Annotated in this window: 27 protein-coding genes; 18 read left to right on the top strand and 9 right to left on the bottom strand. The window is 41.2% G+C overall.

All coding sequences use genetic code 11. From position 1 onward, the window contains the following. Window positions 1-357 precede the first annotated feature (357 nt). Entirely contained in the window at window positions 358-540 is a 183-nt protein-coding gene (locus BKM01_RS07370) for a hypothetical protein (RefSeq protein ID WP_072359167.1), read from the bottom strand. A gap of 151 nt (window positions 541-691) precedes the next feature. Here BKM01_RS07370 and BKM01_RS07375 point away from each other — a divergent pair, with 151 nt between their 5' ends. Beyond that, window positions 692-1,189 (top strand): flavodoxin family protein, encoded by a 498-nt coding sequence (locus tag BKM01_RS07375; protein ID WP_072359169.1) that lies wholly within the window; start codon window positions 692-694, stop codon window positions 1,187-1,189. A 127-nt stretch (window positions 1,190-1,316) separates the two neighbouring features. On the opposite strand, the gene BKM01_RS07380 is transcribed toward BKM01_RS07375, so the two are convergent. From BKM01_RS07380 to BKM01_RS07390, 3 genes are all read right to left on the bottom strand, one after another. After that, the gene (locus BKM01_RS07380) at window positions 1,317-2,012 is read right to left on the bottom strand and encodes a 4Fe-4S binding protein (protein ID WP_072359171.1); all 696 of its coding nucleotides are present in this window, start codon (window positions 2,010-2,012) and stop codon (window positions 1,317-1,319) included. A 392-nt stretch (window positions 2,013-2,404) separates the two neighbouring features. Continuing rightward, a complete protein-coding gene (locus BKM01_RS07385) occupies window positions 2,405-2,767 on the bottom strand; it encodes an Mth938-like domain-containing protein (protein ID WP_072359173.1) in 363 nt (120 codons plus the stop codon). A gap of 178 nt (window positions 2,768-2,945) precedes the next feature. Continuing rightward, on the bottom strand, window positions 2,946-3,446 hold the full coding sequence (locus BKM01_RS07390; RefSeq protein ID WP_072359175.1) for a CBS domain-containing protein: 501 nt from the start codon (window positions 3,444-3,446) through the stop codon (window positions 2,946-2,948). A gap of 875 nt (window positions 3,447-4,321) precedes the next feature. Between BKM01_RS07390 and BKM01_RS07395 the strand changes: the two genes are divergently transcribed. The 3 genes from BKM01_RS07395 (at window position 4,322) to BKM01_RS07405 (ending at window position 6,295) form a co-directional block, all read left to right on the top strand. Then, complete coding sequence (locus BKM01_RS07395) at window positions 4,322-4,687, top strand: carboxymuconolactone decarboxylase family protein (RefSeq protein WP_013036943.1); 366 nt, start codon at window positions 4,322-4,324, stop codon at window positions 4,685-4,687. 45 nt (window positions 4,688-4,732) lie between these two features. Continuing rightward, entirely contained in the window at window positions 4,733-5,236 is a 504-nt protein-coding gene (locus BKM01_RS07400) for a type 1 glutamine amidotransferase domain-containing protein (protein ID WP_072359177.1), read from the top strand. A gap of 204 nt (window positions 5,237-5,440) precedes the next feature. Then, window positions 5,441-6,295 (top strand): 4Fe-4S binding protein, encoded by an 855-nt coding sequence (locus BKM01_RS07405; RefSeq protein ID WP_072359179.1) that lies wholly within the window; start codon window positions 5,441-5,443, stop codon window positions 6,293-6,295. 5 nt (window positions 6,296-6,300) lie between these two features. Here the strand turns inward: BKM01_RS07405 and BKM01_RS07410 are convergent, their stop codons facing one another. Then, entirely contained in the window at window positions 6,301-7,497 is a 1,197-nt protein-coding gene (locus BKM01_RS07410; protein WP_198926183.1) for an NAD(P)-dependent malic enzyme, read from the bottom strand. Between the two features lie 196 nt (window positions 7,498-7,693). On the opposite strand from BKM01_RS07410, the gene BKM01_RS07415 reads away from it, so the two are divergent. Continuing rightward, window positions 7,694-8,125, top strand: coding sequence for an FKBP-type peptidyl-prolyl cis-trans isomerase (locus BKM01_RS07415; protein WP_072359183.1), 432 nt, complete (start codon window positions 7,694-7,696; stop codon window positions 8,123-8,125). Window positions 8,126-8,309: 184 nt separating this feature from the next. Here the strand turns inward: BKM01_RS07415 and acnA are convergent, their stop codons facing one another. The 4 genes from acnA to BKM01_RS07435 form a co-directional block, all read right to left on the bottom strand. Further along, window positions 8,310-11,087, bottom strand: a complete 2,778-nt coding sequence (gene acnA, locus BKM01_RS07420) for an aconitate hydratase AcnA (protein ID WP_072359185.1) — start codon at window positions 11,085-11,087, stop codon at window positions 8,310-8,312. 26 nt (window positions 11,088-11,113) lie between these two features. Continuing rightward, on the bottom strand, window positions 11,114-12,214 hold the full coding sequence (locus BKM01_RS07425) for a citrate/2-methylcitrate synthase (RefSeq protein WP_072359187.1): 1,101 nt from the start codon (window positions 12,212-12,214) through the stop codon (window positions 11,114-11,116). A gap of 332 nt (window positions 12,215-12,546) precedes the next feature. Continuing rightward, a complete protein-coding gene (locus tag BKM01_RS07430) occupies window positions 12,547-13,185 on the bottom strand; it encodes a CDGSH iron-sulfur domain-containing protein (RefSeq protein WP_072359189.1) in 639 nt (212 codons plus the stop codon). Window positions 13,186-13,256: 71 nt separating this feature from the next. Beyond that, a complete protein-coding gene (locus BKM01_RS07435; protein WP_072359191.1) occupies window positions 13,257-13,682 on the bottom strand; it encodes a hypothetical protein in 426 nt (141 codons plus the stop codon). A 421-nt stretch (window positions 13,683-14,103) separates the two neighbouring features. Here BKM01_RS07435 and eif1A point away from each other — a divergent pair, with 421 nt between their 5' ends. The 13 genes from eif1A to BKM01_RS07500 all read left to right on the top strand — a co-directional run bounded on the left by eif1A (window position 14,104) and on the right by BKM01_RS07500 (window position 24,957). Beyond that, a complete protein-coding gene (eif1A, locus tag BKM01_RS07440) occupies window positions 14,104-14,439 on the top strand; it encodes a translation initiation factor eIF-1A (RefSeq protein WP_072359192.1) in 336 nt (111 codons plus the stop codon). 199 nt (window positions 14,440-14,638) lie between these two features. Continuing rightward, a complete protein-coding gene (locus tag BKM01_RS07445) occupies window positions 14,639-15,715 on the top strand; it encodes a KamA family radical SAM protein (RefSeq protein ID WP_072359194.1) in 1,077 nt (358 codons plus the stop codon). 379 nt (window positions 15,716-16,094) lie between these two features. Then, a complete protein-coding gene (locus tag BKM01_RS07450) occupies window positions 16,095-16,577 on the top strand; it encodes a MarR family transcriptional regulator (protein WP_072359195.1) in 483 nt (160 codons plus the stop codon). A gap of 219 nt (window positions 16,578-16,796) precedes the next feature. Further along, window positions 16,797-19,121 (top strand): efflux RND transporter permease subunit, encoded by a 2,325-nt coding sequence (locus BKM01_RS07455; protein WP_257790295.1) that lies wholly within the window; start codon window positions 16,797-16,799, stop codon window positions 19,119-19,121. After that, window positions 19,118-20,218: a COG1361 S-layer family protein gene (locus BKM01_RS07460; RefSeq protein WP_072359199.1), complete on the top strand. Its 1,101-nt coding sequence runs from the start codon at window positions 19,118-19,120 to the stop codon at window positions 20,216-20,218. The genes BKM01_RS07455 and BKM01_RS07460 overlap by 4 nt, the downstream gene beginning before the upstream one ends. Window positions 20,219-20,241: 23 nt before the next feature. Beyond that, on the top strand, window positions 20,242-21,339 hold the full coding sequence (locus tag BKM01_RS07465; RefSeq protein ID WP_072359200.1) for a COG1361 S-layer family protein: 1,098 nt from the start codon (window positions 20,242-20,244) through the stop codon (window positions 21,337-21,339). A gap of 149 nt (window positions 21,340-21,488) precedes the next feature. Beyond that, window positions 21,489-22,715 (top strand): translation initiation factor IF-2 subunit gamma, encoded by a 1,227-nt coding sequence (locus BKM01_RS07470; RefSeq protein ID WP_072359202.1) that lies wholly within the window; start codon window positions 21,489-21,491, stop codon window positions 22,713-22,715. After that, entirely contained in the window at window positions 22,712-23,077 is a 366-nt protein-coding gene (locus BKM01_RS07475) for a DNA-binding protein (protein WP_072359204.1), read from the top strand. Before BKM01_RS07470 ends, BKM01_RS07475 begins: the two co-directional genes overlap by 4 nt. A 78-nt stretch (window positions 23,078-23,155) precedes the next feature. Then, complete coding sequence (locus tag BKM01_RS07480) at window positions 23,156-23,719, top strand: DNA-directed RNA polymerase (RefSeq protein WP_072359206.1); 564 nt, start codon at window positions 23,156-23,158, stop codon at window positions 23,717-23,719. Between the two features lie 15 nt (window positions 23,720-23,734). Then, the gene (gene spt4 / locus BKM01_RS07485; protein ID WP_072359208.1) at window positions 23,735-23,920 is read left to right on the top strand and encodes a transcription elongation factor subunit Spt4; all 186 of its coding nucleotides are present in this window, start codon (window positions 23,735-23,737) and stop codon (window positions 23,918-23,920) included. A 1-nt stretch (window position 23,921) separates the two neighbouring features. Further along, the gene (locus tag BKM01_RS07490) at window positions 23,922-24,512 is read left to right on the top strand and encodes a GTP-dependent dephospho-CoA kinase family protein (protein WP_072359210.1); all 591 of its coding nucleotides are present in this window, start codon (window positions 23,922-23,924) and stop codon (window positions 24,510-24,512) included. Continuing rightward, entirely contained in the window at window positions 24,493-24,801 is a 309-nt protein-coding gene (locus tag BKM01_RS07495) for a 30S ribosomal protein S24e (protein ID WP_072359212.1), read from the top strand. The genes BKM01_RS07490 and BKM01_RS07495 overlap by 20 nt, the downstream gene beginning before the upstream one ends. 9 nt (window positions 24,802-24,810) lie before the next feature. Continuing rightward, window positions 24,811-24,957 (top strand): 30S ribosomal protein S27ae, encoded by a 147-nt coding sequence (locus BKM01_RS07500; protein ID WP_013036965.1) that lies wholly within the window; start codon window positions 24,811-24,813, stop codon window positions 24,955-24,957. Window position 24,958 lies beyond the last annotated feature (1 nt).

The raw sequence follows: 24,958 nt of genomic DNA on the forward strand, positions 1-24,958 counted from the left end.
TAGTATACCCTTAATATTCATATTTACCTCAATAGATTCGATTTTTGTATCAACACAAATCTTGAATTGTTTCTATTGTTCGTTGCGAGAGGTGCTTGTTGGAGCAAGCACCTTACAAAATTTTGTATATCTATTTTGATATTCACCTCTAATTTTGTTGACTAATGTGAATAAGGTTCATTTATTTATAATGCTTTTTCACCCTATATCTGTATACACTGAAATGTAATTGGTAACAAATGTGATACATTATAATTAAAAAATTTGAATTTTATTTTACAATTTCCTCCCATTGATTGAGCCTCTCATGTACATGTTTATTCAAAGTAAACGGCTTATCAACCTTGGCTCTACGTTTCAAATCAGGTAGAGTACCCTTTGAGAAACCCAATTTTTCCACTCAACATGGGAAATATCAAGAATCAACTGCCTTATTTCCATGTTGTCCTGTCTTTCAATTTCATATACATGAGACATGAAATCAACGGTTTTGTGTTTACCAACAAGGTATTGAGCCAGTTCTCTTGTCTCAATCCCCATAAGACCTCTAATTGTACCTGATTTCATAAATCTACATTTTCATCTATGCTTGAGTTGCTATTCTGTACCGAAAAAGGAAAAGACACCTTACTAACCCGTATCTATATAAACTAGCAGCAAGTAATTTTTTGATAATGATAGGGGGAATTATATGAAAACATTAGTAACATATATGACACAGACAGGAAATACAAAGAAAATAGGTGAAGCAATTTATGGGGAAATTACCGGGGAGAAGGATATCAAAGACATCGAAGATGTAAGCAACTTGGAAGGTTATGATCTTGTGTTTGTGGGCTTTCCGGTCCTGCAATTCAATATTCCAGAAAATGTTTCAAAATTTGTAAAAGAAAATGTAGCTGGTAAGAATATTGCATTTTTCATGACCCATGCTGTACCCGAGGGATTTGAAGCCATTCATTCATGGACCGGTTCATGCAAGGATATTGCAGCCAGTGGAAATTATCTTGGTACATTTGAATGCCAGGGTGAGTTGGCACAACCTGTAATCGACATGTTGCTGGAATCCGATGATCCACAAATGAAAGAATTTGGTGAGATGGGCCCTTCCACTAAGGGACAGCCTGACGCATCTCGTGTACAGAAGGCAAGGCAATTCGCAAAAGAGATCCAGGCAAAGGTCCAGTGACTGGATATTCCTGATTTCCTGCAATTCATGTTATGTGGGTGCAAGTGCTATTAACAAAGATTGATTGGAACTCTGATTGAGTTCATTTAATCTTTTATCTTTTCAGAGACGTCCCTACTTGAATAAATTAAAAATTGTTCAAAGGGCACACTTTAATGCATAGTCCGCATCGAAGTCCGCCAAGAACATTAAACATATAATCAGCGCATTTTTCTTTATGGATAACCCCTTCTGATGTAAGAGCATCAACCGGACATACTTCGATACACTTCATGCATTCACTACATGCATCATTTATAAATGGCAAATCGGTTTTTTCTTCCGTATCCAATGGTGCATCCGTCAGTATCGCAGCCATACGTACTTTAGGCCCGAAATCCTTTGTGATCAGAAGATGATTCATGCCAAAGTTTCCCAATCCTGCACGGTAAGCAGCATATTTGAAAGATAAATCTGCTTTAAGTGTCTCACGATTGGCATACCAGTAACCATACTCACTTCCTTCACTTGGAGCAATCGTTGCCATATAACCTTCTTTTTCAATAAGTTTAGCTAACTTGAATGCAATGACCCTCAATGTAGTTGTAGCTGCCATAAGTGTATTTGTATATTCGCCTCTGCCCCTTGGTAACGTTTCAAATGCTCCTTTTGGTACAGAAACCCCCAAGATAATTACTGATTGTAAATTCTCCATCACATCCTGGGGCTTGTTGCCAGTATAATCTGAATCTTCAAAACAGGATTTAGCAGTGATACTGATAAAATCAGCACCTAACTCAAAGGCCAGGTTTCTCAAAGTTTCTGTAATATTGTTCTCTGTCATTTTTATCTCCTTTTGAAAAATACATGTTTTAATTTGTAAAAAATGGTTGGAATACTCGACATAGTTTATACATATATTTATTTCAGTTATCTCGATAGAAGAATAACTGATACATATTTTCCAATTCCTCTAAAATCTATATTCTAATTCAAACTCCTCAATATCAATATGCTTTCTATCAAAAATACCAATATCAATACCAAACCTGCTCTCTGGATACTGATTGATATATTCAAGGATTGTATTGGTTATGACTTGAAATATTGGGAGTTTTGCCTAACCTTTCCTGTCTGGTAATTGATATATGGTTCATTATTTACCCACTGACAATTTAGTACTCCCTCTTACGAGAACCATCTGTTTCGATTTTGTCCCTCAAAAACAAGCTTGTTTTAGCAGGTTAGATGGAACAAACCAATAACCTTTCCTTTTGCAGAGTTCCACTTGTCTATGGCCTCAGGGGTAGGACAGAGTTTTACCTTGCAATCTTTCGCTTTGAAAAAATCAAGTACCTCATCTGATAATTCCAGCATCCCGTTCTGTCCGGAGCCGATAATGATCTTTTCAGCACCATTTTCATAAACATGTTCTGCTTCATCGAGAGAGATCTTGTGGGATGTACCGTATATCGCTTTTGAGAGTTTCTTTTTCCTTTTCTTGATATTTCCATTAAGTCGAATCAGAACATCTTTTTCATACTCTTGCCCTTCAATTGTAATCGAACCGAATTTTGTACTGTCTATTTTCGGCTTCATGGATTTATCCCCGATAATGGGTATGTTCCTTTATACATATAGATTTTATTTGACAAAAATAATGGATTGCAAAGACAATATGTCATAGGTTGTCATGCTGGTTAGAGGTCTATTAGAAAACCTTCATGGTGTTGTTGGATATTGATGAAATAAGCATCAATTCTGAATGATTTTTCCATCATTCCTTATTCCTTGTTCTGTATGCTTCATTAATAATATCGTGTTTTGTGACAACTCCTATCAGTTTGTTGTTGTCCATTACCCACACGTGGTTTATATTGTGCTTTAGCATCATATCCACAGTTTCACATAAGCTGGTGTCATGAGATACTGTCAGGGGGTGTGGGATCATGATACTTTTTGCATCTTCTCCTAGTGACCTCACCGCAGTCAGATGGGTATGGCTGGAACTGGGTAACCTGTCATGGAAAAGCAATTCCAGGACAATGTTCTGATCGATCACACCTTTGAGTCTGTAGTCCTTATCAACAACAGGAAAATTATGAACCCGATATTTTCCTATTAATTCGAGTGTGTCTTCAATAGAAGTACTCTCATCTACTCCTACCAATTCCCTGGTCATAATTTCGGTGATTTTTTTAATGGCACATTGTTTTGAGATCTGGAATTTATCTCTATAATCTGGATTTTTGGATTTATCCGGTGCATCGAATGGCATATCCCAATCTCCCTGAATAAAATCTATATGTATCAGTATATAAACGGTCCTATTACTGTATTTCCATTCAAATCAACAAAATATTGTTGCCTATGGTACAATTGGATACAGGACGCAACCTCTGTAGCCAGTATATTCCATTACTTATTGGAATGTAAGGACCATTGCAGCCCCATGGCCAGCAGAACAGTATCTTGAAAATAGTAAAACTCTGACACTATGATTATGTGTAAGTTACCTATAATATATCCAGATAGTTTTCAGTTTATGGCAAGTTAAACCTGGCCTGATTGCAAAAGAACTTAGAATTCGATCTTACGCAAAAAGTCGAATAAATAAAATCCAGCACTTGTAACCATTACATAAATTAAAGATATCATGAGTAATTCCCAAAAGCTAATCATATAAACCACCCTCTCCTATATTGATTATATCTGTTTTTTGTTGTAAATTCATATTTGCAGCTTATGGATTCATTTCTCATTGTAAAACACAGGAGAATTGAGAGCATAGGACCCCCATCCACTGCTCTCAATCGTACCACCCACTCCCATTTTTAAAGCCGAACCCCCTTCGGCTGTATCCAGTCAGGAACTTGCTGCAAAAGTTCCCGGGTGCAACCCCTAATAGGATATTTTCCCATATAACCTAAATGGGAATAGAATTTCTGTAGTGTGAGGATTTTTTTATGCAATTAAAAATTTCAAATACAATATAATAGATTAATTGACTTTTAGATTTTTGATAGCCAAAATGAAGTCACAAAAAATATAATATTAATTATGGCGTAAACTGTTTCTGTGGAGAATTATTCTTCACCAAATGTATTTATATAGCATGCAACCAGAAACGCATGTACCAAATGGGGGTATAACATGTCAGAACATGAAGAACTTGAACATGAAGAATTACTGGACAGTATGAGTAACAAACTGGGTTTCACTCCGCAAATCCTGAAGACATTGGGTGAGATCGATCCGCATTTCCTGAAAAAATACAATCATTGCAATCAGAAACTCCTGTCCGATGGTGCGCTGCCTGCAAAGATGAAGATTCTTATGGCACTTGCAGTAGTTGCATCCAAGCAATGTGAAAGATGCACGGTTGTACAAATGCAGAGTGCCTTGAAAAACGGGGCAACGGCTGAAGAGATTATGGAAACCATGGAAGTCATATCCATAACCTCGGGTGCACCCGCTGTAGCTGCCTGCAGGGATGCTTTGAAACTTCTCAAGGAATAATTCCGGATCATTCCGTTTTTTCAATTTTTATGGGGGTACATTTGAATGAAAGTTTTGGTTTTTGGGGCCGATGGTTTTGAAGATCTCGAATTGTTTTATCCTTTACACAGGTTGAAAGAGGAAGGCATCGATGCCAGGGTGGTATCTGTTTCCCGTGGGACCGTTGAAGGTAAACACGGCTATCATGTTGAAGCGGACCTGTCTTTTGATGAGGTCGATCCCGATGAATACGATGCACTGGTAATTTCCGGTGGCAAGGGGCCTGAGATAATGCGGCTGAATGAATATGCGCTGGATATAGTGAAGCATTTCATGACTGAAGAAAAACCTGTGGCTGCTATATGTCACGGCCCGCAGCTTCTGATCTCCGCCCGGGTGCTGGATGGTCGCAAGGCCACCTGTTGGCCCGGTATCAGGGATGACCTGATCGTAGCAGGTGCAGATTATCGGGATAATGAAGTTGTAGTTGATGACAATCTGGTAACTTCACGTCACCCGGGTGACCTTTTCGCCTTTGGCCGTGAGTTGCTTGGTTTGATTAAAGGATGAAGTATGGTTTCCGGGATCTTCCCGGATCCTGTTTTTTCTAGAATTCGTCTAATTTTCAGTTTGAGTAATTAAATTCGAAATGTTGTAGGTTTGTAAATCTACCTGAAAATAATTAACTATATATTAAAATAATATCAATTTTTAAATTCTGCCGGTCATATTTATATATACTTTTCTTCATCACCCGGCTAATAAGTGACCATTATGAGTAATGAGAAAAACAACCTTAAATCGTTGAAGAATAATGGTTTTCTGCCCCAGAAACAGGACAATAAATTTTCAATGCGTACACATCTTGTTGGCGGGTATGTAGGGGCAAACCAGTTGCGTGCCCTTGCCGATGCAGCAGAAAAATATGGTGCCGGGCATGTCCATATTACCTCGCGGCAGGGTGCAGAGATTCCTTTTGTGGATTTGGATGATGTTGCAAATATAAGTGAAGAGATGAAATATTCGGGTCTCTTTGGTGGGGCAAGTGGTCAGAAGGTAAGGGGTGTAGTGTCATGTCAGGGTAACACCGTCTGCAACCACGGTCTCATTAACTGTCCTGAACTGGCTGCAAGAATTGATGAGATATATTTTGGAACCTACGCTCCCAAAAAATTCAAGATTGCAATAACCGGTTGTCCTGCATCCTGCATGAAACCTCAGGAAAATGATTTCGGTATTATGGGAGTGGTACGACCTGAATGGATCGAAAACAATTGTGTGGCCTGTGGTATCTGTGAAAAGGTTTGTAAGGCCGGCGCCATAACCATTGATAACGGCCTCTTAGAAATCGACAGTAACAGTTGCATATTTTGTGGTGAATGCATCACTTCCTGCAAAAAAGATGCAATCTGGGGAGTAGAATATGGTTTCACTATATTTGTAGGAGGCAAGGTTGGACGCTTCCCTCGATCCTGTGACAAACTCATTGAATTAACCGATGAACAAAGCTTATTCTCTATTCTCGAAAAGACGCTTGCCTATTACAGGGAATACGGACAGGATGGAGAACGTTTTGGTGACCTGCTTGACAGGCGGGGTTTTGCTGAATACAGGGATGCGGTCCTTTAATTCCATCATTTTTTACGGGCTACACCACTCTTTATAGCCGCATCTGCAACAGCTTTTGCCACAGCAGGGACAACTCTGCTGTCAAGAGGATTGGGTATTATGTAATCTTCTTCAATGCCGTCCTCTTCTACAATTGCAGCAAGGGTATTAGCGGCTGCAAGTTCCATTTCCAGATTGATCTGTGTGGCCCTGGTGTCCAGTGCACCTTTGAAGATCCCCGGAAATCCCAAACAATTGTTGATCTGGTTGGGACAATCAGATCTTCCGGTTGCCACTATACGAGCGCCTGCTGCAAAGGCTTTAAGGGGCATGATTTCAGGTATGGGATTTGCCATAGCAAAGATAATGGCGTCATTGTTCATGGAAGCAACCATATCTTCTGTAAGGATTTCGGGGACAGATACGCCTATAAATACATCAGATCCCGCGACGGCATCAGCAAGACTTCCCTTTATTTCTTCAGGATTTGAAAATTCAGCGATTTTCTCTTTTTCAGGATTCATCCCTTCGGTACGTTTTCTGTTGATGATCCCATGTCTGTCACATACAAGCAGGTTTTCAGGTCTCACTCCTGTATGAAGGAGTTTTCTGGCAATGGCCATGCCGGCAGCACCGGCTCCAGATATAACAAGTTTAATCTCGTTGATTTTTTTGCCGGTAAGTTTAAGTGCATTCAGTAGGCCTGCGATTGTAACAATCGCGGTTCCATGCTGGTCGTCATGTGTCACGGGTATTGGCAATTCTTTTTTGAGCCGTTCTTCAATCTCAAAGCAGCGGGGTGCACTTATGTCTTCGAGATTGATCCCTCCGAAAACCGGGGCGATATTTTTGACAGTTTTAATAATTTCTTCGGTGTCCTGGGTATCAAGACATATCGGGAATGCATTGATTCCTGCAAGTTCCTTGAATATGATAGCTTTGCCTTCCATCACAGGTAAACCTGCAGATGCACCGATGTTTCCCAGTCCCAGAATAGCTGAGCCGTCTGTTATGATTGCGACGGTGTTCTCTTTAAGTGTATACTTATATACATCATCGTTGTTTTCAGCAATCCGTTTGCAGGGTTCGGCAACACCGGGGGTATAGGCAATGCTTAAGTCCCGTATATTGTCCAGACGGACTTTACTTGCTACTTCAAGAACACCATGATGTTTTTCGTGTAGTTGTAGGGACTCCTCTCCCAGTGAGTCATCAACTTGCATGCACGATTTTACTGTCAAATTTTTCAACTTTTCCTCCCCTTTATACTGCTTAATTCCCTGATTTATAATTGTGAAGTTTATCTACTTATAATCTCTCTAATGTGAATTTCACCCAAAACACCTAAGTAAGGTAGACAACCTCGGTTGGCTATGAGATGAGTGAGAACTCGTTTTTATACAACACTGAGTTGATATATTGTCAATAAAAGATGGCGACACAATAAAGATCGATTATACAGGCACTCTGGATGATGGCACAGTTTTCGATAGTTCCGAAAATCATGAGGAGCCTCTTGAATTTACTGTAGGGGCAGGTCAGGTTATTCAGGGATTTGACGATGCTGTCAGAGATATGGAAGAAGGTGAAGAAAAAGAGTTCAGACTTGAGCCTTCTGAAGCCTATGGTGAATACAATGATGGTCTTTCCCAACCAGTACCTAAAGACAACATTCAGTCAGACATTGACGTTGAAGTTGGAATGATGTTGCTGGTGAAAACACCAGATGGCCAGGAACTTCCTGCAAAGATTGCTGAAGTGGGCGATGAGGAAGTCATACTCGATATGAATCATCCCCTTGCCGGTAAGGCATTGAACTTCAATATACAGGTCAAAGAGATATCATCCTGATATCTCTTTTTCATCTAATTCCCTAATTCCTTTCCTGAAATTACTGCTGACTGATTAACGTTTTTTATCGATATATTTTACCCAGCGAAGGCTCTGGAAATGTATCGTTTAGGTAGCAAAATAGTATGTGAATCAAATATAGGTGTAATTTTCTGGAAAAATATGAAAAAAGGAGGATGGGGAATTATTCCCCTTTTGCCTTATCTCTCAGGAACTTGTGCAGAATTCCACCATTTTTGCAGTAGTCTACTTCTATATCGGAATTGAGGTTTACAGTTACATTGAATGTGACTTCTTTTCCATCTGGGTCACAGGCTACAACCTCGAGTTCTCCGCCAGGTTTCATTTCTGAGATGCCCTTGATGGTGTAGGTTTCATCGCCTTTAAGTCCCAGGCTTTCTTTACTTTCACCTTCCCTGAACTGCAGGGGGATCACTCCCATTCCTACAAGATTACTGCGGTGAATCCTTTCGTAGGACTGTGCGATCACAGCTTTGACACCGAGCAGTTGTGTGCCCTTGGCTGCCCAGTCACGGGAACTGCCTGTTCCGTATTCTTTGCCTGCAATTACTACCAGTGAAATGTTATTTTCCATGTATTTCATGGCAGCATCGTAGATTGGCATCTCTTCCCCATCGGGGAGGTAAACTGTCCATGAACCTTCCTTACCAGGTACAAGTTTATTTTTCAGGCGTACGTTACCGAAGGTTCCACGCATCATTACTTCGTGGTTGCCTCTTCTGGAGCCATAGGAATTGAATTCTTCTTCCGACACGTCGTGTTCCATCAGGTACCTGCCTGCAGGATAATCAGCAGGAATCGAGCCTGCCGGGGAAATATGGTCGGTGGTTATACTGTCATCCACAACTACCAGTGCTCTTGCATCTTTTATGTCTTCCATATTTTCGATATTAAGCGGGAAATCCTGGAAGAAAGGGGGTTCCTGTATATAGGTGGATTCATTGCTCCAGTCGTAAAGCAGTCCTTCAGGTGCATCGAGTTCCTGCCAGCGTTCAGTTCCCTGGAATACATTGGCATATTCCTTCTCGAACATTTCGGGCTGTACATATTTACCACAATACTGCTCGATCTCACCGTTTGCAGGCCAGATATCATTCAGGTAGACTGGTTCACCGTTCGGGTCACACGCAATAGGTTCTTTTGTGAGGTCAATATCTACTGTGCCTGCCAGGGCAAAGGCAACCACGAGCATAGGGGATGCCAGGTAATTGGCTTTTACATGAGGACTGATCCTTCCTTCGAAATTCCTGTTTCCGCTGAGTACCGATGTAACAGTCAGGTCACGGTCCTCTATTTCTTTTACTACCGCTTCGTGCAGGGGTCCACTGTTTCCAATGCATGTGAGACAGCCGTAGCCCACAAGGTGGAATCCCAGGGCTTCCAAATAAGGTACAAGGCCGGCTGCTTCCAGATAGTCCATTACAGCCTTTGAACCAGGTCCCAGGCTTGTTTTCACGAATGGTTTGACCTTAAGTCCTCTTTCAACTGCCTTTTTCGCAACCAGTCCGGCACCGATAAGTACCGAAGGGTTTGAGGTATTGGTACAGGATGTGATGGAAGCAATGGCAACAGAACCGTGGTTTAGGTCGACTTCTTCTCCTTCGCATTTGATCTTCATGATCCCGCTGTGGTCGGGATGGGGTTTTTCCACAACATTATAACCTCCCTCCTCAAGCCAGCGGCTGTAATCCGGATCGTTCTCAAAGTCTTCAGTTCCTTTCTTCAGGGAGTATACATCTTTTATTGTCCTGTGGAAAGCTGCGGACATATCACTGAGCACAATACGGTCCTGTGGTCTTTTCGGACCCGCAAGGGAGGGCTGCACCGTACCCATATCAAGTCCAAGAGTAGAGGTATATTCCGGAACCGGTGCATCACTTTCTGCAAACAGGCCTTGCTCCTTGCAATATTGGCGAACCATATTCACATGTTCTTCACTGCGTCCGGTCATGCGCATGTAATCCAGTGTAACTTCGTCCACAGGGCAAAATCCCATTGTTGCACCGTATTCCGGACCCATGTTGGCAAGGATTGCCCTGTCAGGCAGGGAAAGTTTCCTGTAACCGGGACCATAGAATTCGACGAATTTACCTACAACACCGTGTTCCCTGAGCATCTGGGTTACTGTGAGTACAAGATCTGTGGCTGTGATTCCATCTTTCATTTCTCCTCTTAATTCAAAACCCACAACTTCAGGAATTGGCATATAGTAAGGTTGTCCAAGCATAACTGCTTCAGCCTCAATACCACCAACGCCCCATCCCAGGACACCCAGGCCATTGATCATTGTTGTATGGGAATCGGTTCCTACAAGAGTATCGGGATAGGCGACGGTTTCGCCGTTTTCTTCCCGCAGATGTACCACATTTGCCAGGTGTTCAAGGTTTACTTGGTGGATTATACCGCTTCCCGGAGGGACTACGTTGAAGTTGTTAAAGGCATTCTGAGCCCAGTGCAGCAGTTCATAACGCTCTCCGTTTCTCTGGAACTCATGTTTCTCATTACAGTTTCTTGCATAGGAAGTGCCGTAACAATCGACCTGTACTGAGTGGTCTATAATAAGATCTGCAGGAATTACAGGATTAATTTCCTCCGGATTTCCACCAAGTCTTTTCATTGCAGACCTGATTGCGGCAATATCCACAACCGCAGGTACGCCTGTAAAATCCTGCAGGATTACCCTTGAAGGTATATATGGGATATCCGTTTTTGGTACATTGCCGGGTTTCCAGCCTGCAAGGTTTTTTACATCCTCTTCGGTTACAATCTTACCATCTGTATTCCTTACCAGATTTTCCAGTAATACCCGAATGGAATAGGGAAGAGAAGAAATTTTGCAAAGGCCATTTTCCTCAAGTGTATCCAGACGGTATATGGTACTCTTCTTACCCCTGGTATCAAGAGTATCTCTTGCTTTAAAAGAAACTGAATTATTATCCATAATTGGCACCTGTAAATATAAATCCGTTAAACGAATTTTGCACGTGGTCTTATCAATCTGTTATCTGAATATTGTTCGAGACAATGTGCAATCCAGCCCGATATCCTTCCAGTGGCAAAAACTGCCGTTGCAAGTTTGGGAGGGATGTCAAGATATTTGTAAACGACACCGGAATAAAAATCTACATTCGGATATATAGGTTTACCCCTATTTTGCACATATTCTTCATATGCGGCCCCTTCTATCTTCTCGGCAATCTCAAACCACTTCATGTCGTTTTTCTCCATTGCAATCTCCCGTGCAAGCTGCTTGTAAACTCTGGCTCTGGGATCGTATGTTTTGTATACACGGTGTCCAAATCCCATCAACTTTTCATGTTTTTCTATTTTGTGCAGAACAAAGTTTTGTGCACCCTTTGGAGAGTCTATCTCGTCAAGCATATTCATTACCGCCATTCTTGCTCCCCCATGCAGGGGTCCTTTGAGGGTACACAGTCCTCCAATAACGGCTGAATGCAGGTCAGAAAGGGTTGATGTGACAGTTCTTGCAGCAAAAGTTGAAGGGTTTAATTCATGGTCTGCACTCAGGATGAAATCAGATTCAATAATCCGGGCTTCAAGGTTTGTGGGCCGACTCCCTCTGAGCATGTAGAGAAAATTTGCTCCGTGGGACATTTCATAATCTGGCTCAATCACGTTCATCCCTCTCTTAAGCCTTGAAAATGATGTGACAATGGTGGGGAACTTTGCTATCATGCGCATTCCTTTCCTGGTATTAGCCTGTGGGTTATTTGTGTTCAGGTCCGGATCACAATGGGACATTAAAGATGTAATTGTCTTCAGGGCATCCATTGCTTCTATATTGAAATTACAAAATCCAAGAACCTCAATTAGGGTACTTCCGATCCTGCGCTCATCTTTGAGAGTTCTGGAATAAGCTTCAAGTTCTTCGTCTTCAGGATTTTTTCCATGAATCAGTAAATAGGATACTTCATCGTAAGTCAAATTGGCAAGTTTTTCTACATCATAGCCACGATATTGTAATATTCCCTTTTCCCCGTCTATGAAAGTTATACTTGATTCCAATGCCACTACATTTTCAAGTCCTGTTTCAACTTCTCCTTTCATCAGGATTTCCCCATCAAGTTAGTGTATATGGTTGGGCAGATTCTTATTAATTCCTTTGTGTATTCAGAATTAGGTAAAATTTATCGCAAAAAATTCACAAATAGTTGGTTGAGTATCTCTTCATTGGATTTTTCTTGCTCATTCTGGGAAAGACGGTAATTGCAGAAGGGGTTTGCTCTGTTGAAAAAATTATAACTACTATGATGAAGCAGAGGAATCCGACGCACGCATTGTATCAGTAACTGTGACGGATATGTTCTTCCTAAAAAGAGACGTCAACCGGTGGGACCCTGTAAGACCAACCGATTTCACATTAACAGGTTTGCATAAGCTCAGTTTTTCTCATCCTCGAATTCAATGTACCAGTGGCTGCCATCGCAGAATGGTTTGTTTTTGGAGCCCCCGCATCTGCACAGGCAATAGTGGTCCTGGGTCTCAGGTTCAGATCCATCAGTATCCTCAAGCTCAATATTTCCCACCACATTATAGGCATTGTCCTTCGCTACGAATACTTCTGCATTATGAGGGTAATCTTTGTGCAGCTGTCTATCTATTGTGTAGCTCAATGCTCCGGAAGGGCACATCCTTATAACCTTTGCAATCTCTTCCGGGTCTGCGCCATCAGGGTCGATCCAGGGTTCAACTCCCCTTCTGAAAACCGAAGGCAAATTATCTGTACAGTGGCCCCTGTGGGAACATACGCCACGGTTGTCATGTATAGTGATTGTTTTTCCTTTGTAAGTATCCATTTTGTCAGGAACTCGGTCTTCTTTTTTTTCCCCTGAAAAACCATTCTTCATGTGAGTGCCATCGCAAAATGGCTTGTTACCGGACCCGCCACATCTGCACATTGCAATGGTGGGCTTTGTTTCAATAAATACTCCTTTTGAATTACGAAGGGTGTTGAGATTGTTTACAATGTATGGTCCGTCTTTTGATACTTTTATAATTGTTTTGTCTTCTTTACCCATTGACATTCCCCTTGCATAGACTTTTGTCTGAATAGCTTAAGTAATTATTGCGAATTAATTCTTTGTTTTATTCAGTACTTTCCTGTAAATTTAGCAATTGATCTGTGCAGACCATGGATACTGAAATCCTTTCCCAGGTACATCATGGGACATTTTCCCTTGATTATCTGTATATCAGAATCCCTCATTTCCTCGATTCCTGGAGTTTCGGTACGCCAGTGTATCCAGAAATTAGAACATCCTCTGGTTTTTAGGGACTGCACAAAGTCTGCAGGATCGGATGTTGTGATTCCCAGTACAGCATTTTCTACATTATCTGGTATGTCATCCAGACTTTTTATGTCTCCTTTATCAGGGTTAGTTGATAAATCAAAAATGTACACTTCTTTTCCTCTTTTAGTAAGTTCGTCTATGGTGTACTTCATTGCCGGTTTGGTATTGTCAGTTATTACCACAAAGGATTGTTTTTCCCAGAAATCTTCCCTTTCGTTGTCCATGTAATCCCTCCCATCAAATAATATTGTATTCCTGGTTAATAACAGATATTGATTTTAGAATGTACAGGTATGTATTGTATTGGAGCAGATTAGACAGAATAGTGGAAAATAGGATTGATATTTATCTTTATTTTCTGTTAACAAGTGTTTCAAGTGCAAAGAATATATTGCAACTGTACCTTTAATGTGGTTCTATGGTTATTGGTTTGTCCCACATTGACAATTGCAACTAGTTAATATACTTAAATCTTTATTTTACTCTGTACAATTGGGTTTAAATATGTTGAATGCATATAGAGCAACGTTGTGATTGCATAATTTATTATCAGGAATTGGTTTTGTTTTGAGGATAATTTGTATTAATCCCGTCTTCTGATTACTAAAATAAAATTCCTTCATAAAATCTAAATGAGGTATCAATCTGGCTTATAACAACTATAATAAAAATAAGAATAAGAATAAACAGCAGAGCGAGGGTGCACAATTTACTAAAGTCCGGACTCCGCGTAAGGACAGGAATGAAATTGTTGCTACAGTATCCAGGATGCTTGGAGGCAAAAGGCTTGACCTTCAATGTATGGATGGCGTTGTAAGAATGGGAAGAATTCCCGGTTCCCGTAAAAGGCGTATGAGAATAAGGGAAGGTGACGTGGTCCTTGCAGTACCTTGGGACATTCAGGATTCAAAAGCCGATGTCGTCTGGAAATACAGAAGACAGGAAGTCGCCTGGCTTCAGAAAAAAGGTTATCTGAAATAATTTTCACTTAATGTGTTGCAGGGATGGAGTTTTTTCCATCCATTCACGCAATCAGTTTTTAATTAGACACCATTTTAGGCTTGTCTGGCTGTGCTTTTTTGTCTGGATTTGAGTTATACAACGTTGTTCTATTTACAAATATCTACCATAAACAATATATTTTATGACTTTTATTTCTTGATAAGGAGTATTCACTATAATGAGTGAAGAATGGAAAGATCAAATTACTAATCAAATTAATTCTCTTGAAAAGCTCGAAGAAATAATCAATCTAACTGAATCTGAAAGGGAAGCCATAAAAACCCTTGATACACACTGGGGTACTACACCTTATTTTGCTTCCCTTATGGACAAGGATGATCCGGAGTGTCCAATCAGAAAACAGGTTGTCCCATCCCTTCAGGAAACTCATAACAGGTATGGGATGAAAGATTACCTTGTCTGGAAAGAAAACAGGGCCACCGAAGAAGTACGGCCTGATAGTATAGCCAGACAGTATAAGGACAGGGTCGCATTCACAGTTTTCCAGAAATGCGGTATCTATTGTCGCCATTGTTTCAGGAAAGAACTGGTTGTGAGTAATGATCTGAAACTGGACTTTAATGTGGATGATGGTATTGAATGGATTCGCCAGCATCCTGAGGTACGGGACGTTCTGATAACGGGTGGGGATCCTCTCCTTTTATCCGATGAAAAGATTGAATATATTATTGGAAGTCTTCGGGATATTCCTCATGTTGAGATGATCCGTATTGGCTCACGTTTGCCTATAGTTTTGCCTCACCGGATTACTGATAATCTGAAAAGGATATTGGGTGGGTATCATGATGTGCCAATTTGGCTGAATACCCAGTGCAATCATCCCAAAGAGATTACTGATAAAACAAAACGTGCGGTCTATGATCTTGTATCTGCAGGTGTTAATGTAGGTAATCAGGCCGTATTGTTGAAAGGCATAAATGATGATGTGCAAACCATAAGGGATTTGCATCAGAAATTATTGACTGCAAGAATCAGACCATATTATCTGTTCTACTGTGAACCTGCACCGGGAATCGATCATTTCCGTACTCCTGTAGAAAAAGGTGCGGAATTGATACGCGATGGTCTGCGTGGACACACAACAGGACTTGCTCAGCCAATGTATGTAATTGCAACCAACGTTGGTAAAATTCCTTTGATGCCGGATTATTATATGGTAGATAAAGATGAGGAAAAATATGTTCTCAGGAACCATCGGGGTGAATTAACGGAAATCCCGAATATACCCGAGTAAAAAGGAAATGTTTCTTCAGGTTATACGGTGTCAGTTCGCTGGCACCAATGTTTTATAATATTTATATATTTATCATAATTGTCTATTTTTTAAATTATTAATAAGCTCTATTTTATATTCAGCTTAAATAAATTTAATTTATGGGTTTCTTACGCGATAAGTATATATATTAAACTTAATCTTTAGCACTCGCTCCAAAGGGAGGGATTTTGCTTGTATCCCTCCTCCAGTTCATTTACAGTTTTCCATCATTTTCGGCGGTTGTCAGAGCATACTCTATTCTGTTAATTATTCAGGGGTTAAATTTATATTTCATTATTCTAATTGTTCGATAAATTGACTATTTGTAATATGAAATATGGTGTGGAGTTGTTGTTAATTGGAAGATGCTCATTCATCTATGAAGGAACTTGCAGAACTGAAACTGGAATATGATATCTTGTCCAGGAAGGTTCTTTATGATGTTGTGGAAAAAGTTTTTGATAACAAGTCCGAGCCGTTACCAAATTTGAAAAATCGTAATCATGCAATCCTTATCCTCGGTCGTGAAAAGGAGATGATGCCTTCCACTCTTGCCAGGTTCCTGAATCTGAAAAAAAGCAGTGTGACAAGCATTATTGATTCCCTTGAGATGGACGGCCTGGTAAAAAGGACAGCTGATCCCATGGACCGGAGAAAAATATGGATATCTTTAACCTCCTCTGGTTACAGGTATATGGATGTTCTTGAAGGCTGTGTGGAGAAATTCGTCAATGTCATGCTGGAAGGGCTTGAAGAGGATGAAATTGAAGAAATGCTGCAAAGTATGCGTTCGGTAGTAAATCTGGAACGAAAAATATCTGCCTATGTGTCAGATAATTAATATAATTGGTATAAATGGAGTATTTCTATTAATAAATGAGAAATTATATATAGAAGAATTACATGGTCCAGTCCGTCAATATATAGTCGGGCACCTATATACAAGAAATCCAACATATTTGAATATTAATTTATAAGCTGCATAAATAAAAAGGAGCGATTCCCTATTAAAAACATCTTTGAGAAACTGGGTATTTTCATAGAGGATCATGCGATTGCCATTCTGATAATTGCAATGTTACTTGTTCTTGTTTCATTTGAAGGTGCTCAGCTGATCAAGATGGAATCGGGTACAGAAACATTTGTAGATAAAGATTCGCAGTTGTACCAGAATTATGATCATCTTTATCTGAGCCTTTTCAGTAAGGAAGCCATCGTTGTTATGGTGGAAGGGGGTGATGTACAGGATAGGGCTTTACTGGAAGCGATCGATCGTCTGGATAGTATGTCGTCTTCTATACCGGGTGTGCTGAATACGCAAAGTGCTTCTTCGGTTGTAAAGGAAGCCAACAATCTGGAAAACGGAAGATTTGAGATCCCGCAAAATGATGAACAGTTGTCCGAATTAATTCCTTATATTCCATCGTCCCTGTCTCCGGATAAAACCCATACACTTGTTTATATTGAAATGGCAGGAGATACCAGTGAGATCCGAAAACAGGAAATTCTTCGTGAAGTTGAAACCTCGGTCGATCTGGCAGAGTTTCCTCCAGGGTACAATTTTATCGTCACCGGTGATCCTGCCTTTGAGATAGGGATGAATAATGAAATGATGTCCAGTATGGGTGTTTTACTCTTGCTCTCTGCCTTTTTGATGGTCATTGTTCTCTATCTTGTATTCAGACACGTAAGATGGAGATTGATGCCCCTTGCAATTGTGCTTCTGGGAATAATCTATACATTCGGTGCAATGGGTTATCTTGGTATTCCCATGACAATGGTTTCCATGGCAGCATTTCCGGTACTTATTGGGTTGGGAATCGATTATGCCATACAGTTCCATAACCGTATAGAGGAAGAACTGGATAGAGGTGAATCCCCCAAAGAAGCTGTTATTGACACGATCAAACATACCGGTCCGGCTGTCATGATTGCGCTTACAATCACATCACTTGGCTTTGTTTCTCTTGCGACTTCTACAGTACCTATGGTACAGGATTTTGCAAAACTTCTTCTTATTGGTGTGTTTATGTGTTTCATGTCCTCTCTTTTTGTAGGTGTGACTGTTATATACGGGCTTGATACCTTTGCAAAAAAAAGACAGGAAAAGGCAAAGAAGCACCATGTCGACTCCTTACGTCACAGGCTTATCACACGCAGGTTCAAAAAATCTGGCAAAAAACAAACCAGCACTGATTCAGGCGGCTTTATTGACAATACCCTGCGTTCGGTTGCGACTTTTACAATGAAACATCCCGTACCTGTACTCATCATTGCAGGTTTGATCTGTGTAAACGGTCTCTACACAGATACCTTTGTGCCTATCCAGACAGACACTGAAACGTTTGTGCCGGAGGACATGCCTGCCCTCATAGACCTTCAACATCTCGGGGATATTACAGGGGGGGATGATGAGCTCAACATAATCATAAAGACTTCAAATATTGCAGATCCGGACCTTTTAGATTGGGTTGATAAATTCAGCCGGCATGAAGTTGATAATCGTGAGAATATCTATGGAGCCACAAGTCTGGCTACCCTTGTCAAATCGAATAATGGTGGAGTGCTTCCGGATTCAGAGGAAGGGGTGAGGCATGTTCTTTCAAAGATTCCTGATTCAGCAAAGGAGCGATACATCAGTGGCCAGAATATAATGGTCGTCAACCTCAACATTGGTGATGCTATGAGCGGTCTGGGACTGGAAGGTATCGAAACTCTTGCCAACGTAATTGAAAACGATATTCAGTGGCTTGCTCCTCCACCAGATGTAAGTGTGACAATCACGGGTCATTCCTTTGTGTTTATCGAGGTCATAGGTGCCCTTACATCTGGAAGGATTTTCATGACCTATCTGGGTCTTGGAATGGTTTTCGCCGGTCTGCTTTTAATATATAGGGATCTCCTGAAAGCCTTTGTACCCGTCATAACTATGTTTATGGTTATTGGGTGGACTGGAGGGCTTATGTACTATCTGAATATGGAATATACGCCGATGACCGCGACCCTTGGAGCTCTGATATTGGGGGTTGGTTCGGAATATGCCGTACTTATGATGGAGCGCTACTTTGAGGAGAGGGAAAAGGGTGCTCTACCGGAAGCAGCTATGTGTGAAGCCAGTGTTAAGATCGGCAAGGCTATCGTTACTTCCGGGTTGACCACATTATTTGGTTTCCTGGCACTGGTTGCTTCTGCTTTTGGTATTATAAGCAGCTTTGGTATTATTACTGTAATCGATGTTGCCCTTGCTCTGATTGCTACATTTGTCATATTCCCTCCCGTAATTGTGACCCTGGACAAATGGAGGGAAAAACACAGAGCAAAAAAAGCGGGTCATAATCTGAATTCATCTGCAAATAATCTTCAAACAGGGGCTGATATCACATGAGTAGAACCCAACACAAGACAAATAATTTCAGAAGACAAATGGTCTTTCTGTCCCTGATCTCAGTAATACTGCTTGCAACTCTATTTATTGGTGTGACTACGGCCCAATCGAAAGAGTACATTCCCCCAACTTATGAATATACTACAAATTATTACCGGGGTTATGGTGTGCCGGATATTCACGCTTCAGTAGTAGGGGACACTTATTTTGATCGGGGTGAAACAGCCAATGTCAATGTTATTCTCTCTAACAGGGGTATTTTGCATGGCTTTAAATCCGTCACAGACGTGGAGGGTGATAAGGCCAAACAAGCCCTTGCCATGAAAGAGCTTGAATATGAAACAAAACGCACAATTGCTTACGGTATAAAGGCCAGTCTTGTTTCCCCCAATGATTATATAGAGATCGAATCTTCGACCAATGGCCAGATCCTGGAAAAATTGGTTCCTGGAAATTTGCCCTTGCGTCCTATGACATTCACTATTGAAATTTCGGATAATGCTCCAGCAGGGGACTATATTCTCTTCCTCCCTGTAAGTTATGAGTATCAGGAGGATGTCCGTATGACAGGTGGCCGGACTATTCAGCTAGGTCTGCCTGACATGGATCATGCTACCTACTATAATAATTCGAATATAACTCTGCAAATACCGATCCATGTAGAAAAGGAAGCAGAATTTGAAGTCGTTGATGTCGATGGAGAGCTGGTTGCCGGTGAAGAAAGCCTAATAGAGGTGACTTATCGCAATGTGGGTGAGTTGACCGCGGAGGGTGCTCTTGCCAGGGTGGTCGTCATGGATCCCTTAAGTATCGGCAGTTCTACCGCATCGCTGGGTACTCTTGAACCGGGCGAAGAACATACAGTTTCATTTAATGTGAATTCAGAAGTTATGGCTGTTGTCAAAGAATATGCAATAGACAGTGAGATACGCTATATAGATGAGGATGGGGATTACGCATTTTCTGATAACATGAAAATAAATGTCCCAATGCAATCATCAGATAAATGGATTGGTATCACCCAGATTTCACTTTTATTGACTCTTTTGATAACCATATATCTTGTAGTTGACAGTATCCGTAAAAAGAAAAAGTAACTCTGGAAAGGAGAGGAGTGACCATGAATAAAAGAAATTTAATGATAGGAATAATTGCACTGGGAATATCCCTGATGTGTCTGATTCCGGCCTCATCTGCCGGTTTCACCCCGCAGAATAATGCCTTGCCTGATAATTTTGATTTTAGTGACAACTACTACACTGTATATGGAGGTCCCGATGTAAGTGCAAACATCGTTGGTGATAATGAATTTTATCGTGGGGATAGTGTCACGCTGAATATTAATCTTATGAACAAGGGATTGATTACAGGCTTCAGGTCTGAAAAGGATGATGACCCGATAGATGTACTTGATCAGAAACTACAGCAACAGGAAATGTCCTATGAATCACAACGGACAACTGCGATTGGGATTGTGGCAATTCTTACTTCCCCTGACCCAAACGTAGAAGTAAAATCCGGTCCTCAGGAAGCCGGCTCACTGGCTGCCGGTGAGCAGACTACCTCTCCTGTTATGTTTAATGTGGAATTTTCGGACAATGCACCCTCGGGTGATTATCCCCTGATTCTCAGTCTTTATTATGGCTATCAGAAGAATGTCCAGGTTTCCGGTGATAATGAAACAAGTCTTGGTGTCACAAATATGGATGTGGGACTCTGGTATGATGTGGGTTCCCAGAATGTTACTATTCCTGTAAATGTGAAAAAGGAAGCACAATTTGAGGTTACCAATGTTTCCGGGCAGCTGGTAATAGGCGAGGAAGGAATGCTGCATGCTACTTATACCAATACGGGTAATGAACCTGTAAAGGATGCCATTGTTCGTATAAGTGCAGCTAATCCTTTCAGTACTACGGATGATCAGGCATATCTCGGGGACATGGATGCCGGTGAAAGTTCTGTTGCGGTATTTAAGCTTAAAGTAGGAGATACTGCGATTGAAAAACCATATGCCATAAACAGTGAAATCAAGTATGAGGACACAAAAGGCCATGTAAGTGTTTCAGATAATGTGAAAATAAAAACACAGGTATCGGCTTCATCCAACTCCTATGCAGGTGGATGGATGTTACCTGCGGGTTTTGTGATTGCAGCATTGGTTATAGGTGCTATTGTGTTGTATATAAGGCGTAAACCAGGTAAAAAACCAGAAGAGTGATGTTTTTATCACTCCTCTCCTTATTTTTGTACAATCCTGTTTTGACAGCAACATTTTTACGTAATTAGAATTATTAAGTGTTTCACGTTCAATTCATCTTATATCAACTACATTTCTACTTTAGTCCCAAAAGGGAGGGAAATTAAAAATTGAGTCAGCCTTGTGTTAATATTGGCATGGTAGGTCATGTCGATCATGGAAAAACCACTCTTGTACGTTCATTATCCGGTGTATGGACTGATAAGCATAGTGAAGAACTGAAAAGAGGTATCTCTATCCGTCTGGGTTATGCAGATACAACTTTGATGAAATGCCCCACCTGCCCTGAACCACGGTGTTATTCAGTAAAGAACGAATGTCCTCACTGTGGCGCAAAAACAGAAAAGGTCAGGACCATATCCTTTGTAGATTCTCCTGGGCACGAAACACTGATGGCTACGATGCTTTCGGGTGCGGCCATTATGGACGGTGCTATTCTTGTCATTGCTGCTAATGAGGAATGCCCCCAGCCCCAGACAAAGGAACATCTCATGGCTCTTGACATCATTGGTATCAAAAACGTTGTCATAGTACAGAACAAGATTGATCTTGTAAGCAGGAAAGATGTCATAGAGAACTATAAACAGATAAAGGATTTTGTTAAAGGCACCGTTGCAGAGAACGCTCCCATAATCCCTATTTCTGCTCAGCAGGATATCAATATAGATGCACTTATAGATGCAATGGAAAAAGTGATTCCAGCTCCTACCTATAAACTCGATAAGGATGCACGAATGCTCATTGCAAGATCTTTTGATATAAACCGTCCCGGCTTGCCTATTGACCAGATATCAGGTGGTGTTATTGGTGGTACCCTTACGGAGGGCACATTGAAGGCTGGTGATGAGCTGGAAATAAAACCAGGTAGGAAAGTTGAAAGTGAAGGTGCCATCCACTGGGATCCTGTTCATACTAGGGTAACTGGTATCATAGCAGGTACGACTCCCGTCGATGAAGCTACTCCAGGAGGTCTTCTGGCAGTGGGTACAGAGCTTGATCCGGAACTGACAAAAAGTGATTCACTTACCGGTCAGGTAGCAGGTAAACCCGGGACATTACCCAGTACCAATCATTCCTTTACCCTCAGGTTAAAACTTCTTGATCGTGTTGTTGGTGTGGATGATGAAGGGGAAATTGGTCAGATCAAGACAAGTGAGCCCCTGATGTTAAACGCCGGCACAGCCACAACGGTGGGGATTGTTACAAGTGCCAGGGAAGATGTTGCGGAGGTCAATCTTAAAAGACCTGTTTGTGCAGACATTGGTTCAATGGTTGCCATAAGCCGCAGGATTGGTTCCCGATGGAGATTGATCGGTATCGGGGTAATTGAGGATTGAAGGTTATCATTGACACAAACGGGATAATGCTTCCAGCACAATTTGGTGTGGACATATTCACAGAACTCAGGAGACTGGGTTTTGATCAATTCCTTCTTCCCACAGCGATCCTGCACGAACTTGATGGCCTTGTAAGACGTTGCCGGGGTAAGGATAAAATGGCTGCAAAATTAGCTATTTCATTATCCGAAAGATGTGATATTATAGAAGGAGAGGGATTTGCGGATGATGTGATTGTCCGTCTTGCCCCCGTTTATGATGCAGCTGTATTGACCAATGATATTGGATTACAGCAAAGATTGAAAGAAAAGGAAATACCTATTGTAAGGCTGAGGCAAAAGAACAAACTTGATTTCCTGTAACCTGGATAATAGCACAATGGTTTATAAGGGATGAGAAGTTCTGGTATTCTTATATAATGATATTGTGGAGATAATTATATGTACAAGAGGATGAAGCTTGTTGATACAGTCCGGGTCGCTCCCAGTCTCCTTGCCGATGATGTAAGGGTCAGTGTCAAAAATGCTCTTAAGAATAAACTTGAAGGGCGAGTTGACAAAAAGATCGGCTCTGTTGTAGCTATCACGGATATTGCTGAGATAGGTGAAGGTCATATTCTTGTAGGAGATGGCGCAGTCTATTATGATGTTACTTTTGAAGCGATCATGTTCATACCGACGCTGCAGGAAGTAATCGAAGGTGAAGTTGTTGAAACCGTTGAATTTGGAGCTTTTGTTAGCATAGGTGCAATGGACGGTCTTCTGCATGTTAGCCAGATCACAGACGATTTCATGTCCTATGACGGAAAGAATGGAAGGTTGATCAGTAAGAACGTAAGCAAAGCTCTTTCTGAAGGCGACCGCGTAAGGGCTCGTATAGTGGCTGTTAGTATTAATGAAAGGGAGCCACGTGACAGTAAGATCGGTCTGACAATGCGACAACCTGCTCTGGGCAAGCTGGAATGGCTCGATGAACAGAGAAAGCCCACTGTAGCAAATAAATAATCAGGAGTTCTAGTTATGGTTGAATCTGTTTGCATGGATTGTCACAGGCTTGTTGCAGGTCAGGAATGTCCTGTTTGTGGCACCACGAACCTTAGTAACGATTGGAGCGGACTTTTGGTTATAGTGGACCCTGAAAAGTCCGAAATCGCAAAAAAGATTGGAGTTACGATTCCTGACAAATATGCTTTGAAGGTGCGGTAATTTGGGTGGAACGATTTTAATACCCGCATCCCTGCGTCCTTTGTTGCGTAAAAAATTTGGAGTCCTCTATAAAGGATCCGGTGAAGAAAACATTGGAAAAGTATCAAGGGATCTTGATGACCCCATAAAACTTATATCTGTAGGTGATGTTACTACGTTCCACTTGCTCAAATCGAATATTATTCCAGATATACTTGTAATCGATGAAAAAACTCATCGCCAACCTGCTTGCGAGCAGATGATCACAGGTACAAAACAATCAGGTTTCAAGGAACTGGTTGTAAATAATCCCGCCGGTTCGATTACCGAAGAACTGGTGGATGCACTTGCGGAAGCACTAGTTTCAAATCGACGAGTCAGGATATTTGTGCAGGGAGAAGAAGATCTTGCATCTCTTCCTGCAATAATGATGGCCCCTGTAGGATCCGTCGTTCTTTATGGACAACCTGGCGAAGGTATGATGTTTGTCCGAATTACTGCTTCCAAAAAGGAAGAGATGACAGAACTAATTGACAAGATCATTGATAAACAGCATTGTAAAGAAGAATTATACACTATGTGGAGGAAGTTGTATGGATATCAGCATAATTGAAGAGAAGAACAACACTCTTCTAAACAGAAAGGAACTGAATTTCAATGTGACTTTTGAGGGACCAACACCTGCAAGAAATGACGTTAAATCAAAACTTGCAGCCATGCTGAATGTGCCTATTGAACTTATCATAGTCCAGGACATGAGAAACATGTTCGGTAAACAGGAATTATCCGGTTATGCCAGGATCTATGAAGATGCGTCCCGCATGAAAGAAGTTGAAAAGGGATATAGCCTCAAAAGAAATGAGATTCCAGAACCTGAAGCAGAAGAAGCAAGTGAAGAATAAGGTGGTTACATGGCTGTAAAAGAGTATTATAAAGTAGACGGCGATAATATCGAACGTACCAGGCAGTTCTGTCCCCGTTGTGGCGAAGGTGTATTCCTTGCCGAGCATAAGGACAGGTTGACCTGTGGTAAATGTGGCTATACTGAATTCAAATAAA

This window comes from Methanohalophilus portucalensis, assembly GCF_002761295.1.
Lineage (GTDB): Archaea > Halobacteriota > Methanosarcinia > Methanosarcinales > Methanosarcinaceae > Methanohalophilus > Methanohalophilus portucalensis.